This is a genomic window from Stieleria varia (assembly GCF_038443385.1).
In the GTDB taxonomy this organism is placed as follows: domain Bacteria; phylum Planctomycetota; class Planctomycetia; order Pirellulales; family Pirellulaceae; genus Stieleria; species Stieleria varia.
On record NZ_CP151726.1, the window covers coordinates 4,268,391 to 4,284,267 of the forward strand.

At 56.6% G+C, this 15,877-nt stretch carries 12 protein-coding genes; 8 read left to right on the plus strand and 4 right to left on the minus strand.

Annotated features, from left to right (window positions below; all coding sequences use genetic code 11):
• Position 1: 1 nt before the first annotated feature.
• Entirely contained in the window at positions 2-1,345 is a 1,344-nt protein-coding gene (locus tag Pla52nx_RS14350; RefSeq protein ID WP_146521007.1) for a GNAT family N-acetyltransferase, read from the minus strand.
• A 393-nt stretch (positions 1,346-1,738) separates the two neighbouring features.
• Here Pla52nx_RS14350 and sufU point away from each other — a divergent pair, with 393 nt between their 5' ends.
• Both sufU and Pla52nx_RS14360 read left to right on the plus strand, forming a co-directional pair.
• Complete coding sequence (gene sufU / locus Pla52nx_RS14355) at positions 1,739-2,188, plus strand: Fe-S cluster assembly sulfur transfer protein SufU (protein ID WP_146521006.1); 450 nt, start codon at positions 1,739-1,741, stop codon at positions 2,186-2,188.
• Between the two features lie 5 nt (positions 2,189-2,193).
• A complete protein-coding gene (locus Pla52nx_RS14360) occupies positions 2,194-3,465 on the plus strand; it encodes a SufS family cysteine desulfurase (RefSeq protein WP_146521005.1) in 1,272 nt (423 codons plus the stop codon).
• A gap of 738 nt (positions 3,466-4,203) precedes the next feature.
• Here the strand turns inward: Pla52nx_RS14360 and Pla52nx_RS14365 are convergent.
• Positions 4,204-4,527, minus strand: a complete 324-nt coding sequence (locus Pla52nx_RS14365; RefSeq protein ID WP_146521004.1) for a co-chaperone GroES — start codon at positions 4,525-4,527, stop codon at positions 4,204-4,206.
• 399 nt (positions 4,528-4,926) lie between these two features.
• Between Pla52nx_RS14365 and Pla52nx_RS14370 the strand changes: the two genes are divergently transcribed.
• On the plus strand, positions 4,927-8,235 hold the full coding sequence (locus Pla52nx_RS14370) for a hypothetical protein (protein ID WP_146521003.1): 3,309 nt from the start codon (positions 4,927-4,929) through the stop codon (positions 8,233-8,235).
• Between the two features lie 2 nt (positions 8,236-8,237).
• Entirely contained in the window at positions 8,238-8,594 is a 357-nt protein-coding gene (gene rnpA / locus Pla52nx_RS14375; protein WP_146521002.1) for a ribonuclease P protein component, read from the plus strand.
• A 388-nt stretch (positions 8,595-8,982) separates the two neighbouring features.
• Here rnpA and Pla52nx_RS14380 read toward each other — a convergent pair whose 3' ends face one another.
• On the minus strand, positions 8,983-9,642 hold the full coding sequence (locus Pla52nx_RS14380) for a hypothetical protein (protein WP_231742089.1): 660 nt from the start codon (positions 9,640-9,642) through the stop codon (positions 8,983-8,985).
• Between the two features lie 9 nt (positions 9,643-9,651).
• Positions 9,652-10,641 carry an aldo/keto reductase gene (locus Pla52nx_RS14385; protein WP_146521001.1) on the minus strand — a complete coding sequence of 330 codons (990 nt, stop codon included), beginning with the start codon at positions 10,639-10,641 and terminating at the stop codon, positions 9,652-9,654.
• A gap of 470 nt (positions 10,642-11,111) precedes the next feature.
• Here Pla52nx_RS14385 and Pla52nx_RS14390 point away from each other — a divergent pair, with 470 nt between their 5' ends.
• The 4 genes from Pla52nx_RS14390 to Pla52nx_RS14405 all read left to right on the plus strand — a co-directional run bounded on the left by Pla52nx_RS14390 (position 11,112) and on the right by Pla52nx_RS14405 (position 14,652).
• The gene (locus Pla52nx_RS14390; RefSeq protein WP_146521000.1) at positions 11,112-11,402 is read left to right on the plus strand and encodes a hypothetical protein; all 291 of its coding nucleotides are present in this window, start codon (positions 11,112-11,114) and stop codon (positions 11,400-11,402) included.
• Positions 11,403-11,592: 190 nt separating this feature from the next.
• Positions 11,593-12,852 carry a beta-ketoacyl-[acyl-carrier-protein] synthase family protein gene (locus tag Pla52nx_RS14395; RefSeq protein WP_146520999.1) on the plus strand — a complete coding sequence of 420 codons (1,260 nt, stop codon included), beginning with the start codon at positions 11,593-11,595 and terminating at the stop codon, positions 12,850-12,852.
• 62 nt (positions 12,853-12,914) lie between these two features.
• Positions 12,915-13,175 (plus strand): acyl carrier protein, encoded by a 261-nt coding sequence (locus tag Pla52nx_RS14400; protein ID WP_146520998.1) that lies wholly within the window; start codon positions 12,915-12,917, stop codon positions 13,173-13,175.
• A gap of 94 nt (positions 13,176-13,269) precedes the next feature.
• Positions 13,270-14,652 carry an NAD(P)/FAD-dependent oxidoreductase gene (locus Pla52nx_RS14405; protein ID WP_315855007.1) on the plus strand — a complete coding sequence of 461 codons (1,383 nt, stop codon included), beginning with the start codon at positions 13,270-13,272 and terminating at the stop codon, positions 14,650-14,652.
• Positions 14,653-15,877: the final 1,225 nt, after the last annotated feature.

Consider the following 15,877-nt stretch of genomic DNA (forward strand, 5'->3'; position numbering starts at 1 on the left):
ACTAGCGGAGTTTTGAAATTCCGGCTTGTGGTTGAATCCGACGCCACACGCGTTTGAGAGATTCCTTGAGCGGCATCTTTTTGATCGTTGAGATGGCAGCGGTTTCGACGGCACGCCATCCGCGATGAAAGCGGGATCGGGTGATGCATCCGAACGCGACCGAGCCCGTCGCATCGGTTTGTTTCAGCTTGTATGGCTGTTCACCGTAACCCATGTCGACACAACGAATGCCGTTCTGGGTTGCGTCCGTCAGGATCGCGGTGAACAACGCTGTACCCGGCGAATAACGACTGAATTCTGGCGTGTAGGCGGGAAACCAGTAGTGCAGCAGGTCGTTTTCGATCAGACCGTAATGTGCCGCAACGACTCGGTCGCCGGCGTACAACACTGACAGAATTCCACGGGGGCGTTCACGGTTATCCGGGGCACCATCGGCGACGAACAGTTCGTCCATCAACGTTCGTGTCCACTGTGTCGAAAACAGGTCCAAGATGTGCGTGCGTTGATACTGCTCGCGTTTCCATTGGATCGTTTGATGCAGCAGCTGGGTGTCTCGGCAGTCAAAGACGAAGCTCACCGGTCCGATTTCTCGCTCCATCTTTCGTGTCTTTTGTCCTTGGCGTCCGATCGTCTTGTGTGCTTTCCCAAGCCGCTTCAGATAAGCCGCTGAGTCGTCGCCGACATCGGCGCGGAAGGATTGAATGAGTCCGTGGCTGTGAGGTGCCAACGTCTCTGCTTCGGCCCCAACCATGGCGTGAAAGTCGAACGCTTTGACGTCGAGCTGTTCCAACAGCCACAGCCAATCGATCTGCACATCAGGCGGACAGATGATGTTGTGAGCGTCGTTGAGGAATCGCCCCACCGGAACGGCGGAACCTCGGAAGCGGTGAAACGGCAGGAAGCCGATAGGCTGAGACCCGTCGGCTTGCGATTCGTCGAAAAGGATTGCGACTTGGACATCACCCCTGGAACGGTGAACGGCCGCAGAAAACTCTGGCGAGAAAAACGGCGTTGAGAACTCTGGACGCATCGCGCGGATCATCCGCCAACGATCGAGTTCCGCTTCACTCAGTCGGTCCATCGCCGTGACTTGGACGGTCAATGTCGGCGAGCCCAACGTCTGGAGTTTAGATGTTGGCGAGCTTGATGTGGCGTCAACACTTGCTACCTGTGCTGTTTTCGCAGTGTCATCGTGGTCGTGCACCTGACCATCGTCGGCGGGTTTGTCAGTAGAACTCAACCCATGCAGAGCCCCCACTCCGGCAACCTCAGTGGCCGAAGAGGCAAAGTCGTCGCGATTGGGCTCGATCAAACTGGACAAAGGAACGCTGGACGTAATGTTCATTGGCGATTGACAACCGCCAAGGATACTCCGATTTGAGCCTGTTTATCCATCACCCCTGCCATTTGAGGCGACTTTCACTGCTGAAAAACCGTTTTTGCCGGTTCGCTCCATTATTTTGGTCGCGTGGGGGGACGACCGGTTTTGGAGCCGCCCGAAATCGACACGGATGGGCCTTTTCGGCGGCCTTTCTTACCTTCCGACAGAGTCAGCGAAAGACCGCTCGCCGATTTTTGACACCTTGCGTAGACTTTATTACCTGGTCACGCTGCACTTTGGTGTCAAAGTGTACGCGCGACCGAATCGTTTTAAGCTCAGTTTGGACCCCCGAGGCGGGAAATCTCAGCGTCGGCAGCGTTTCATCGTGACGTTTCACAGGATCGGACTTTCTAGAAAATGCCCAGCGAACAAGACATTTACGAAGAACACGTGCTGGATCACTACGAAGATCCCTATCACCGTGGACCGCTGGAATCGGCGACACACGCCGACGAAGGCAAAAACCCGCTGTGTGGCGATGTCGTTCAAGTGAGCTTGCGTTTGAGCGATGACGGGCGGATCGAGGAAGCATGGTTTGAGGGTGAGGGTTGCGTGATCAGTCAAGCCTCCGCGTCGATGCTGATCGAAAAGGTGGAAGGCAAGACGCTGGATGAAGTCAAAGCGTTTTCGGCGGACGAGATGCTGGAGCTGTTTGGCCCAAAACTGACACCGAACCGCCAGAAGTGCTGTCTGCTCTCATGGAGAGTCCTGCAAAGCGCCATTCACGCACCGGTCGACGCCGGTGACTCCGAGGACGACTCAGATGGACCGCATTTCGGCGGCCCCAGTTTGAGCGAAGAAAGCTGAATTTGATGTTGCCCCATCCCGAACGATTCCAAATCGATTTTCCCATCCTGAGTCGCGTCACCAACAGCGGCGCGGCACTGGCCTTCTTGGACAACGCCGCCAGCACACAACGCCCCGATGCGGTGTTGCAAGCGATGGATCGTTGTTACAGAGAATACTACGCCAACGTGCATCGGGGGATTCACACGCTGAGCGAAGCGTCGACGGAGGCGTATGAACAGGCGCGAGAGGAAACACGACGCTTTCTCAATGCCCGATCGCGATGCGAAATCGTTTTCACAGCCGGAGCCACTGCGGCGATCAATGCGGTCGCGCGTTGCTGGGGCGATCAGAACATCGGTCCCGACGATGTGATCTTACTGACCATCGCTGAGCATCACGCAAACATCGTACCCTGGCATCAGTTGGCAAGCCGTGTCGGATGCCGAATCGAGTTCGTGCCGTTGGAAGATGACTTTACGATCGATACCCAACGCGTATCGCAGATGCTCGCTGAACTGCGTCCAAAACTCTTTGCGTTCACGGCAACGAGTAACGTGCTGGGAACCGATTTTCCTGTCCAGCAGTGGGGCGAATTGGCTCGAGCGGTCGGTGCGGTGACGTTGGTGGATGCGGCTCAAGCCGTTCCCCATCGAAAAATCGATGTCCAGCAATGGAATAGTGATTTCGTTGTGTTCAGCGGTCACAAAGTTTGCGGACCGACTGGAATTGGCGTGCTGTATGGGAAAGAAACATTGTTGGATGAGATGCCGCCGTTTTTGGGCGGTGGGGCGATGATCGATACGGTAACCACGTCCGGGTTCACGACCGCGTCATTGCCCGATAAATTCGAAGCCGGTACGCCGCCGATCGTGGAAGCCATCGGGCTGGCCGAAGCGATCCGTTACGTCTCGGCGATCGGGATGGACAACATTCACGAGCATGAACGCCAATTGACGGTGCAAGCCGATGAGGGACTGCGAGCGATTGACGGCGTCTCAATCGTCGGCCCAAGGCCGGATCAAAAAAGCGGTATCGTCAGTTTCACGGTCGAGGGCGTGCACGCGCATGACGTCGCGCAATGGTTGGACACACGTGGGATCGCGGTTCGAGCCGGGCACCACTGCACGATGCCCTTGCACGCTTCTCTAGGAATCAGCGCAACGGCGCGAGCCAGTTTCTATTTCTACAACCGTGCCGATGAAGTCGACCGTTTGATCGCTGCCGTACACGAAGTGCGAGAAAAATTCGCATCACGTGGCCGACGTCGCAGAAAGCCAGCAAGCCCGTTGAGCTAGCCCGCTGAGTTAGAGACGTACGTCAGCCTTTCCAGGCTGACATTGGGGGCAGTTGATTGAGTGCGTTACGCAGTTCTTATGAGCCGATAACGCCAGCCCGGATTATTCACGCGACTCAATACGGTCTGCGCCTATCAGCCTCCACGCGATAGCGTTCGGTTCTCACGCCTGTAATCGGGAACCGGACGTTATCGCGTTCCGGCTGATGAATCATCCGCGCCTAGTGGTGGACTGCTCAAAGTTTGGTGTTGTGTCTTTTTGGGTTTGCGCAAGTTTATGTCCCTCCTGCCGGCGCAGCTGATAACCCCAGTGAGCCTCAGGCGCTAGCCGTGGGCCTGAGGCGGATTGTGGTGCCGGCCCACTACCGGCGCAGCCGGTGGCCCCCAGTGAGCCTCAGGCGCTAGCCGTGGGCCTGAGGCGGATTGTGGTGCCGGCCCACGGCTAGCAGGCCGTTGATTTAGTGAGCCGCGACGCGTAGGCGGCCGGGCCTATCGCATTGCCCGGTGCCTTACGGCCCACGGCTCACCCTTGCGTTCCCAATTTCGATTAAATCAACAGGCCACTAGCCGTGGGCCTGAGGCGGATTGTGGTGCCGGCCCACGGCTAGCGCCTGAGGCTCACTTTAATTGCGATACATGAACAAAAACATGGACTGAAAAAACAATGTCAACACCAAACTTTGAGCAGTCCAGCTGCATACGCGTCACGGCTCACTCAATCAACAACCCACGCTTGTCGTCACTCTGGCTTTGAACGTCGAAAGACAGCCACGATGTCTTCGACCGGAATGACGTAGAGCTGATTGTCGTGTTCCAGGTCCACCGGGACCGAGTTCTTGGGGTGGAACAGGATCTTGTCGTATTGTTTCAACGGCAATTCATCGTCGTTCTCGACGACAGCGCTGATGGTCACGATCCGACCGGTGATGGTCGGAATCTCCGCCGCGTCTGGCAAAGCGATTCCGCCGCGAGTTTCACGCTTCGGCTCGTCTTTTCGCACAAGGACGCGATCGCCGATGGGCTCGACGTATTCGAATGGTGTATTTGCCGATTTCTTGGCCATTTCCGCTCCAACACGGTTCTTTTTGACAACTTAACAGTTCCACCGTCATCATATCGTCCAGCAGCATACAAACCACAATGTTCACTGCAACAAGGAGGGAATTATTCAGTCGAAAGTACTGTTTTTGGGAGTGATCAGCGTCGTGAAACTCGCTCATTGGGATGAACGATAACCCCCGATGCAACCGATTTCAGTGGCTTCTCTAAACCCCGCTGAACCAGCCGATCGAATCAGCCGATTCAAGTACACAATACGCTCCGAAATGGACTCGCGTATTGACGCTTTGAAATCGACCCGCGTATTGACGCGTAAAAATGGAAACGCGTCTTCATGGTCTGGGACAGGATGCCGGACTAGATCAACATCGCACAAACACTCTTCTGGCAAGAAATCACTGACATGCGCAAGGATGTAAAACGATCACTGGTTATCTGGCCTGCATCGGCATCGATCATCGTCATCATGGTCGCGACCGTCGGTTCCGGCAACAACGGTGGCGCTCGTGCTTTATCGTGGTTGAATCGTCAACTCCACGACGCTTGGCTGGCAATGGGTGACGGCGCCAGCGGTATGAATGATCCAGAACCGAGCAAGACCAAGCGGGCCGAATCAGCATCCCCAAATGATCTGTCGGCGATCCAACGGTTCAATGACGTGCCGGTGGTGTTGTCCCGACCTCAGCAGGCTCCTGTCCTCAATGTGATCACTCAAAATCGGGCATCCGAAACCAAAATCGAGCCCCGCGAAACGGTCAGCCATGTCGAATCGGCGTCGGACCATGCGGTTGCTGATTCGATCGACTGGACGACGATCGATTCCACGCCGTTGGCCAGCGATCCGACTCCGACCGTCAATGCAACGCTTTTTCCACTGCTGGAGCGAAGCGAACAGGGAGCCCTAGGACTTGCACTTCCGACACGTCTGGCGGAAATGGTTCAAAATGACGTCGGCGGACACTATCGCGAACAGGTTGAAAGCATCCGCCGGAACGTGCCGTCCAATCGTCCCGACGTGTTGGCAAACGAAATCGATCGCGGGTCGAATGATGAATCGACAACAACAGACACCCGGCGGAGCTTCCAGCCGCAGTCGGACAACCTGGATTGGGACATGAGCCTCTCACCGGCTCGCGTACCAGTAATCGTGCAAGAGAACACGATGCGGCAGGACACGATGCAGCAGGACACGCCCGACACGTTTTCGGCCGCCGCATCCACCGCCAATGAGTCGTCGGTTACCATCGATACGAGCCCTTTGTTTCATAATGACGAAGTATCGGCAGAGGGCAACGCAGGGTTTCGCGACAATGTCGGGACATTCAATTCGATAGCCCTTTCGCCCAACAAAAAGCCAACGGACCCGATCTCGCCTGAACCGATTTTGGAGAGCAATTCAATCATCGTGAGTTCGCGGGATGCGTTGACGACCGCTGCTGATGACATTGGGTCGATCATGTCGCGACGTACCGATTTGGATCAGCAGCCAGAGCCCGGTACGATCGTGATGGACGCCCAACGCGACATCGAAACCACTCGATCGCTGGCGGAAGGAAACCCGGCAGGTTGGCCGATCTGCAAGCAGTTGAGTGTCCAATTAAAATCGCTTTCGATGCCGGGGGCGTCTGATGAGTCTAGACCAGCTGGGCAATTGGTTGCGGCTCGTCGCTCGGTCGATCCTGAGATGGTTCGCTGGTCACAGGACGTTCAAAGCTTGTTGGCTCAGCTCCAATCGCTTGATCGGATCGGCAATCCTCAAGCCGGCCCGTTGGTCGAACAGTTGGAACAACTCAGTCGTCAGGGCAGCAATTCGGCTGAAAAGCTGCAAGACCGCGACGCCCAGATTCAGTGGTTGCGTGCGTCCCACGCCGTGGCTCGCCGCGCGGCCGTATGGAAACACATTTGGCAGCTTGCCAACCGAAGTTCGACAAATCGATGGGTGGGCGATTTGGAAGGCTTGGACGCGAGCGAGACGACTGCGATGGCTGCTGCAAGCATGCATCCCGTCGAAGCCGCCGAAGCACTGCGGCGCGAACTTGGCGACAGTGCAGCTGCTCAACAGTGGGGTCAGTATCTGCTGCTGTCTCAGATCATCGATGCGGCAAACTCCGAAGACCCCAATGACCGAGTGGCAGTGGCGAGACAACTGATTTCACGCGTCGAGCAATCGCAGCTTTCACCTGAGCAAAAGTCATTCTTGTCGGGACCCGCCATTGCGAAACTGGCTGACTCGGTCCGTCCTTGGTCGATCGTGCCGATTGACTATGCCGCCTTGCTGAATCAACTGGAGCGTACGGAAGCCAACTCGATCGATTTGGTTTCCACCGATGTCGCAGACGCGATCCAATCGATACGCTTCGCCGACAGCGAATCAGCGTCGAACGTAGCAAGCGTGATCGATACCCATTATCGAAACGCCAATGTTCGTTTGGCATTGACCCAGCAGATGCTCAATCGAATGCTGCCAGACGTTCCCGTGCAAAACAAGCCCGTGCGGACACGCATCTTGGGCAGTCGGGTTGTCGGTACCAGTCAGATTCAAAGTGATCTGGATTTGCAATTGATTCCCAATCCATCGGGATGGTCCGTCGAGCTGAGGACTCTCGGCAATGTTCAAACACGATCCATCGGTCACAAAGGTCCAGCAGCAGTCGCCACCGCTGGGAACAGCAGCTTTGTTGCATCGACCACCATCGATGTCACCCCGAGCAGAGTGGCTGTGGGACAGACGGACGTGTCCGTCAATGGTCACACCCGATTGCGAAACATTGAAACCAGCTATGATAGTTGGCCATTGGTCGGACCACTGATCAAGGTGATCGCAGAAAAGAAATACCGAGAAGGATCCGGAATCGCTCAGCGAATCGCGGATCGACGGATCAGCGATTCGGTTAGCGAAGAAATCGAACAGACGATCGATGAAAAATTGGAACAGGCATCGCAGCGATTCAGCGAAACAGTGTTGGGACCGTTGAATCGATTGAACCTGGACCCACAAGTCATCGATCTATCGACATCGCCGGAACGATTGATCGCGCGCTACCGAATGGCAAGCTCCAGTCAGCTTTCCTCATTCACGCCGCGGCCACGTGCCCCCGGCGACAGCCTGATGAGTTTGCAGGTTCATCAGTCCGCGTTGAACAACACGCTGCAGCAGCTCGTCGCGCGAGACGACGTCGCTCCGATCTCGTTGATCATGCGGGACTGTTTGGATGTGCTGGGGCAGCGAGACGCGGCTTTGCCGAGCGACTTGCCCGACGATGTCCGGATTCGCTTCACCAAGTCGCGACCCGTGACATTCGAGTTCGAAGACGGCAAGGTGTGGCTGACGATGCGGATCATTCGATTCGAAAGCGGCGACCGAATGGTCTTGACGAATTTCATCGTGCGGGCAAGCTATGTGCCTGAGATCAATGGTCTGGACGCCCACTTGGTGCGAGACGGACATCTCAGCATCAGCGGTCCTGGAATGTCGATGCGAGAACGTCTGCCGGTGCGTGCGATTTTCAACAAGGTCTTGTCTTCATCGCGTCCCCTGCCGATCACCTCGCCCCGTCTGACTCAATTGGATGCCGCTGACGGCTTGGTGATCAGCCAACTGGAACTGCGTGACGGCTGGCTTGGGCTTGCCATCAGCGATGCCGACCGAGTTCCGACGCAACCGTCATCGCCCGAGGAAGACGACGATCGGATTGCAACCCGTCCGGAGTGAATGTGTCGTTTCGATTTTCCAAAACACGACGTATCGCCAGCAGTGATCGATTCACGCTCGTTTTGAGACGTGGTGTTTGCGCGGCAGACGGGACGCTCGTTGTGTTTGCCATGTCACGGGGGGACCAGCAGCCGAGTCGGCTGGGGGTAACGATCCCAAAGAAAGCCGGAAACGCAGTGGCTCGAAATCATTGGAAACGGCTGATCCGAGAGTCGTTTCGCACTCAGCAAGATCGCATTCCCGACGGGTTTGATTTCGTCGTGCGGCCGAAAAAGGACGCGCAGGCAGATTGGGGTTCGATCCGAAAAGGGCTGCCCAAACTGGCCCTGAAAGCAATCCGCCGAGCCGGAGAGAAGTAGTTCTTGGTTCTTGGTTCTTGGTTCTTGGTTCTTGGTTCTTGGTTCTTGGTTCTTGGTTCTTGGTTCTTGGTTCTTGGTTCTTGGTTCTTGGTTCTTGGTTCTTGGTTCTTGGTTCTTGGTTCTTGGTTCTTGGTTCTTGGTTCTTGGTTCTTGGTTCTACGGAACTGCGACATGTTGTCATCGTAATGGGATTCGCCAGAATTCCTTTTACACGACATTGATTGAGGAACCGCGGCTAACAGCCTGTTGATTTATTTGGTGTTGCCGAAATACTGGTGAGCCGTTGGCCGTAAGGCCTCGGGCAATGAGTATGGCCCGGCCGCTCACGCGTCGCGGCTCACGAACTCAACAGTCTGCTAAGGGTAGACCACCTCGGTTCGCGTCACGTTCAATCACCCAAGACCGCTTCGCCCCACAGACTGGGGTCTTCCGCGACCGGGTATTCCGGCCCCAACGTCAAGGTTTGCCAACCCAACTCTCGGTCCACGACGGCGTAGTAAAGCCCGATTCGTGGTTGGTCATCCGGTTCAAATCCCGTCATCGCGGACTTGGGGATGATGCCACAGATCTCGTAACCGTCGTGACGCGGAAAGGCTTTGATCGGCAAGTCCGAAGCCGCAACCGGTTTGGGGTTTCCTCTGGCCCGGTTGATACCGATCAGCGAAGCAACCGGTTTTTCTCGTTGGGGGCCGCCGCCGGCCGGCATCCACAGAAATCGATGACAGTACTGCGTCGCTCGGTGGATGTTGGGGCTGCAACGCGTGTCGATCCAAATGTGAAACCCGTCGCTCTCATCCAATCGCGTTTCGCGGCACCAAGGCAACTGACGTTTGCCGTTGACCAACACGTGAATCCCAATGCCCTCGGCGTTCCAAGCCAATCGCACGTCGGCGAACACCGGACGTTGAGCGAGCGCGCCGAAGGACGGCAGCCGACACGTCTCCGGCAGCTTCAAGCCTTTGACGGTCCAATCCAGTGGTGCTCTGCGCAATGTGACTTCGAACCGAAACAAAAAGGTCGGATCGATCAGTCTGTCATCCTTGGCCAACGTCGATGCTCACTCGTAGATTGGATAGAAAGTATTGAAAGCGGCTTCGGCAAAGTCGCCCGGATCGTTGAATCGTCGGTGACGGTCCAACGTGCTGATCGCGTTCATCTCGTCATCGGTTAATGCGATGTCGGCGATGGCGAGGTTCTCTCTCAAACGCTCCACACGCGACGTCTTTGGTACCACCGATGTTCCGCGTTGCACACCCCAACGCAGCAGGATTTGTGCGGGCGTGCGATCGTGATTGGCCGCGATTTCCTTCACAACGGGTTGCTCGATCACCGATTCCGCCGGCTCGGCCATGCCAAGCGAAAAGTACGACAATGCGCCCAGCGGCGAAAAACCGGTCACGTGAATCTGTGACTCGTTGCAGAATCGAATCAGTTTGTTCTGTGTCAAATACGGATGCAGCTCGATCTGCAGAACCGCCGGATGCGTGTCGCTGGACGCCATCAAGTCACGCAGTAGCGACGTGCCGAAGTTGCACACGCCGATTTCACGGACCAATCCCGCGTCGACCAACTCGTTCATCGCTTGCCAAGTCTCCCGGATCGGCACCGGGTCTTCCTTGATCCCAGGTTCCCCCGCATCGGGATCAAAAAACCAACCCGGCGGGTATCGTTTTTCAAAGGGCACGAAGGCTTGGGAGATCGGGAAGTGCATCAGGTAGAGGTCCAAGTGCTCCAATTGCAAGTCCCGGAGGCTACGTTCGCAGGCCGCTCGCACGTGTTCGGGGCGGTGATACGTATTCCACAGCTTGCTGGTCACCCACAAGTCATCTCGTGAAGCGAGGCCATCGCCGATGGCCGACGCGATGCCTTCACCCGCTTGTTTCTCGTTGCCATAGTCACAGGCGGCGTCCAAGTGGCGGTAGCCGACTTTGATCGCATCACGGACAACGCCCGCCGTCGCGTCTTGGTCGATTTTCCACAGCCCCAGTCCGACCGACGGGATCTTGGAGCCACTGCGAAGAGAAAACGAAGGAACTGCGTCAGACATAACAAAGGGTGAATCAGAGGAGGAAGGAATTCGGTGGGACGATCCACGAGACCGGCCGCGACGGTAAAATGCAATCAAATGGCGAAGGGCCTAGCCCGGATAATTCATAACCCGACGCGTAAGCGAGGGATACTCGGTTTAGTGAGCCGCAAGACGCTAGTGCATCGTCCAGTCTTAGAACGTGGGTTCGGTAGATGAGCCGTTTTGGCGTTAGCCACGGTTTTCGTGACACAACCGTGGCTAACGCCAAAACGGCTAACCCCAAAATCAAGACCGGATGATGCACTAGCCCGGATAATTCATAACCCGACGCGTAAGCGACGGATACTCGGTAAATCCCTCGCTTACGCGTCGGGTTATGAAAAACATTCCGCATGAATAATCCGCGCCTAGTGCTGCGTTCCTGAATTGACGTTGATTGGAAACGATACAAATACCAGCACGAAGCGCAAGCGAGTGAACAAAACGCCATGAATCACTCGCTTGCGCGTCGTGCTCGTATCAAAGCTCAACTCGCGATTCTGGCACTAACGGCCTACCCCACAGCGGCCTACCCCACAGCGGCTTGGACTGCAGCGGGTTGGACTGCAGCGGTGTCCATCGCCGTGAAATCGATCTCGCGTCATCCATTGTGTGCCAGCGGGCAACGCACGACCATGCCTCCCCGTCAAGAAACCCCGGTTCACGGAAAACTTGGCGTAAACCATCAAGTCGATGACACGGTCCCGAACGTCGCATCCCCATCCAGGGCGTTGCCATGATTCCGGCGAATTGGTACGTTTTTGGGTCCGCGAATTGCTGTACGTCAGTCTTTCCAGACTGACATACCCCCAACCCGTACGTCAGCCTTTCCAGGCTGACATACACCCCGTACACCGCATGTCAGGCTAGAAAGCCTGACGTACTACCTGTCCCAACACACACAGACTGCCGCTGCGGCGGAATTTCAACGTGATCGCTCCCCATCGCGCCTCCCAACTGCCAGATGACCAGCGGATTGTGATCACCGGCATCGGTCTGACTGCACCCAACGGCAATGATTGGGACACGTTTCGAGAAGCCTTGTTGGAAAAACGAAGCGGCGTTCGCCCCTACGAAATCCGCTACTTTGGCGAGACGCTGGCGGGCATTTGCGATTTCGACGACAAACGGTATCAGACCAAAAAAGACATCCGGCGGGGCACCCGAGCCGGCAGCGTGGGGATCTACGCGGCCAACGAAGCCATCAAGCATTCGGGCATCGACTGGGAAAACACCGATCGATCGCGTGTCGGGATTTACGTCGGTGTGACCGAGCACGGAAACGTCGAAACCGAGAACGAGATCTACATCATCAAAGGATTCGACTACGACACGAGTTGTTGGTCGCACCACCACAATCCTCGCACCGTGGCCAACAATCCGGCCGGCGAAATCGCCCTCAATCTCGGCGTGACCGGCCCGCACTACACCATCGGTGCGGCTTGCGCAGCCGGCAATGCCGGGTTGATCCAAGGAGCCCAGATGCTGCGTCTGGACGAGTGCGACTTGGCGATTTGCGGGGGCACGAGCGAGAGCATTCACACGTTCGGAATTTTTGCCAGCTTCAATAGTCAAAACGCTTTGGCCACTCACGCGGATCCGACGAAGGCTTCGCGGCCGTTCGACGTCGATCGAAATGGCATCGTGGTCGCCGAAGGAGGCTGTTTGTACACGCTGGAACGGCTCAGCGACGCGAAGACTCGTGGTGCGACCATTTACGGCGAGTTGGTCGGATACGCCATGAATACCGACGCGACCGATTTTGTGTTGCCCAACCCGGAACGCCAGGCCCAGTGCGTCAACATGGCGCTCAAGCGGGCGGGGTTGCAAGCCAGCGATATCGACATTGTCAGCACCCACGCGACGGGCACCAGCAGCGGGGACGAGCAAGAATGCAAGGCCTTGCGCAGCGTGTTTGGGGAATCGACGACCACCCGCATCAACAACACGAAAAGCTATATCGGCCATGCCATGGGAGCCGCCGGAGCCCTGGAATTGGCCGGAAATCTGTCGTCTTTCCGTGATGGGGTAGTCCATCCGACGATAAACGTGGACAATCTGGATGAGGTGTGTGCGCTGCCCGGACTGGTTCTCAATGAGCCACAAGAATCCAAACGCATCGACTACATCTTGAACAACTCCTTCGGAATGCTGGGTATCAACTCGGTCGTGATCATTGGTCGCTACTGAGACCGAGGCTTCAGTTCCATTTCCCCTCCTATCATCACTTCGTAACTCACCATTCAAATTCGATGACGCCTGCTGAAATTCGCGACGAGATCTTGGACATTCTGGACGACATTTCCCCCGATGAGGATCTGGGCGACCTGAAGGATGATGTGCCGTTCCGAGATCAGTTGGAACTGGACAGCATGGACTTTCTGGACATCGTGATGGAGCTGCGTAAGCGTCACCGTGTGCAAATCCCCGAAGAAGAGTACGGGAATCTCGCCAGCATGGAGTCCACCGTGACTTATCTGGAGCCGAAGATGCGGGACATTGTGAAGTCCTGAAGTGTCGCAGTCGCCTCTCGCCCGAAACGATGCACCGGACACGGCAGATCGATCCGATCAGAAATCCGATCAGCCATCGGGTCATTACGATACGATCATCATCGGCGCGGGGATGAGCGGTTTGGCCGCCGGGATTCGGTTGGCGCATTTTGACCAACGCGTTTGCATCCTGGAACGACATTACACCATCGGTGGTCTCAATTCGTTTTACCGCATGGGCGGACGAGACTACGACGTCGGCCTGCACGCGATGACGAACTTTGCCCGCAAGGGTGACAAGAAAGGTCCGTTGGCGAAACTGATTCGGCAACTGCGATTTCGCTGGGAAGATTTCAAGCTTGCCGAGCAAGTCGGCTCGTCCATCCGGTTTCCCCACGCATCGTTGGACTTCAACAACGACATCGCGATGCTGGAAAGCGAAATCGCGTCGAGCTTTCCCGATCAGATCGATGGCTTTCGATCTCTTTGCGGTTCGCTGCTCGACTACAGCGACATGGACGGCGGGGACGAACGATTCATGGTCTCCGCGCGGACCATCATGGCCCAGCACTTGAGCAACCCGTTGCTGATCGAGATGCTGCTGTGCCCGCTGATGTGGTACGGCAACGCCCGCGAAGACGACATGGACTTTGGTCAGTTCTGCATCATGTTTCGGGCATGTTATTTGGAAGGATTCGGGCGTCCCTACAAAGGCGTCCGGATGATCCTGAAAAACCTCGTTCGCAAGTTTCGTGGACTCGGTGGTGAACTGAAATTACGCAGCGGCGTCTCCAAGATCCATGTCGAAGACGGTCGCGCCGTCGGCGTCGTGCTCGATGACGGCACCGAATTGACGGGCAATCGAATCCTGTCCTCTGCCGGCAACGTGGAAACGATGCGGATGTGTGACGACATCACGGAAGTCGCCACGGCCAAGGCGGGCAAGCTATCGTTCATCGAATCGATCTCGATCTTGGACTGCAAGCCCGCAGACATCGGATTTGATCGGACGATTGTTTTCTACAACGACAGCGACACGTTTCATTGGAAACGCCCCGACGATCAGTTGTGCGATGCACGGACCGGGGTGATCTGTTCGCCCAACAACTATCTCTACGATGCCGACGAAGGCGAATTGCCTGACGGTGTGGTCCGCATCACGACGCTGGCCAACCACGATTTGTGGAGCCAGTTGCCCGACGCAAAGTACCAGTCCGAAAAGATCCGCCAGTACGACGCTGCGGTCGCGTCCTCGGTACGCTTCATGCCCGATTTTCGGTCCCGCGTGATCGACACCGACATCTTCACCCCCAAAACGATCCGCCGGTTCACGTGGCACGACAACGGAGCCGTCTACGGAGCACCGGACAAGCAACTCGACGGGACGACGCACCTACCCAACGTTTTCTTGTGCGGAACCGACCAAGGATTCGTAGGAATCGTCGGAGCCATCGTCAGCGGCATCAGCATGGCCAACCGCCACTGCCTCGACGCCTGATCAGGCAGCAGCCCACAAAATAGTCGTTCGACTCTCCGAGTCGAAAACGCGCGCGAAGCCCCCATCATCCGCCACGCGATAGCGTCCGGTTCTCTCACATAAACTCGGCAAACCGGACGCTACCGACGTGAAACGTCGACATAGTCGTTCAACTCTCCGAGTCGAAAACGCGACCGAAGCGATCAAGTCCACCGTGCCAATCAGCATCCAACCCGCATCGTCAAACACCTACGCAATACGTTTCCACGCCAAGCCAAACCTGGGTCTCTACGAAAACATCGTGCCCCCATCATCCGCCACGCGATAGCGTCCGGTTCTCCCCCACGCACCAACCACCGCTCCGCGTGATCTTCGCAAGAAGACAGAACTCGTATCCTCCGCATCAACCACGAAGTGGTTCAACAGCACAGCCCGGGGTCGCGGCGAAGCCAGCGCACCCCGGGATATCCAACGCAGAACACCATTTACCCCAACGGGGTAAGACATCGCTGTCGCGAAACCCACGCACCAACCACCGCTCCGCGTGATCTTCGCAAGAAGACAGAACTCGTATCCTCCGCATCAACCACGAAGTGGTTCAACAGCACAGCCCGGGGTCGCGGCGAAGCCAGCGCACCCCGGGATATCCAACGCAAAACTATCGACGTGAAACGTCGACATTGTCGTTCGACTCTCCGAGTCGAAAACGCGTCCGAAGCCCCCATCAGCCGCAACGCGATAGCGTCCGGTTCTCCCCCACACACCAACCACCGCTCCGCGTGATCTTCGCAAAAAGACAGAACTCGTATCCTCCGCACCAACCACGAAGTGATTTAACAACGTAGCCCGGGGTCGCGGCGAAGCCAACGCACCCCGGGATATCCAACGCAGAACACCATTTACCCCAACGGGGTAAGACATCGCTGTCGCGAAACCCACGCACCAACCACCGCTCCGCGTGATCTTCGCAAGAAGACAGAACTCGTATCCTCCGCACCAACCACGAAGTGGTTAAACAACGTAGCCCGAGGTCGCGGCGAAGCCAGCGCACCCCGGGTTATCCAACGCATAACGCCATTTACCCCAGGGGACGTTCGGACAATAAGTGTCGGGAAACCCACGCACCAACCACCGCTCAGCGTGATCTTCGCAAAAAGACAGAACACGTATTTTCCGCACCGACCACGAAGTGGTTCAACAACGTAGCCCGGGGTCGCGGCGAAGCCAACGCACCCCGGGTTAGCCA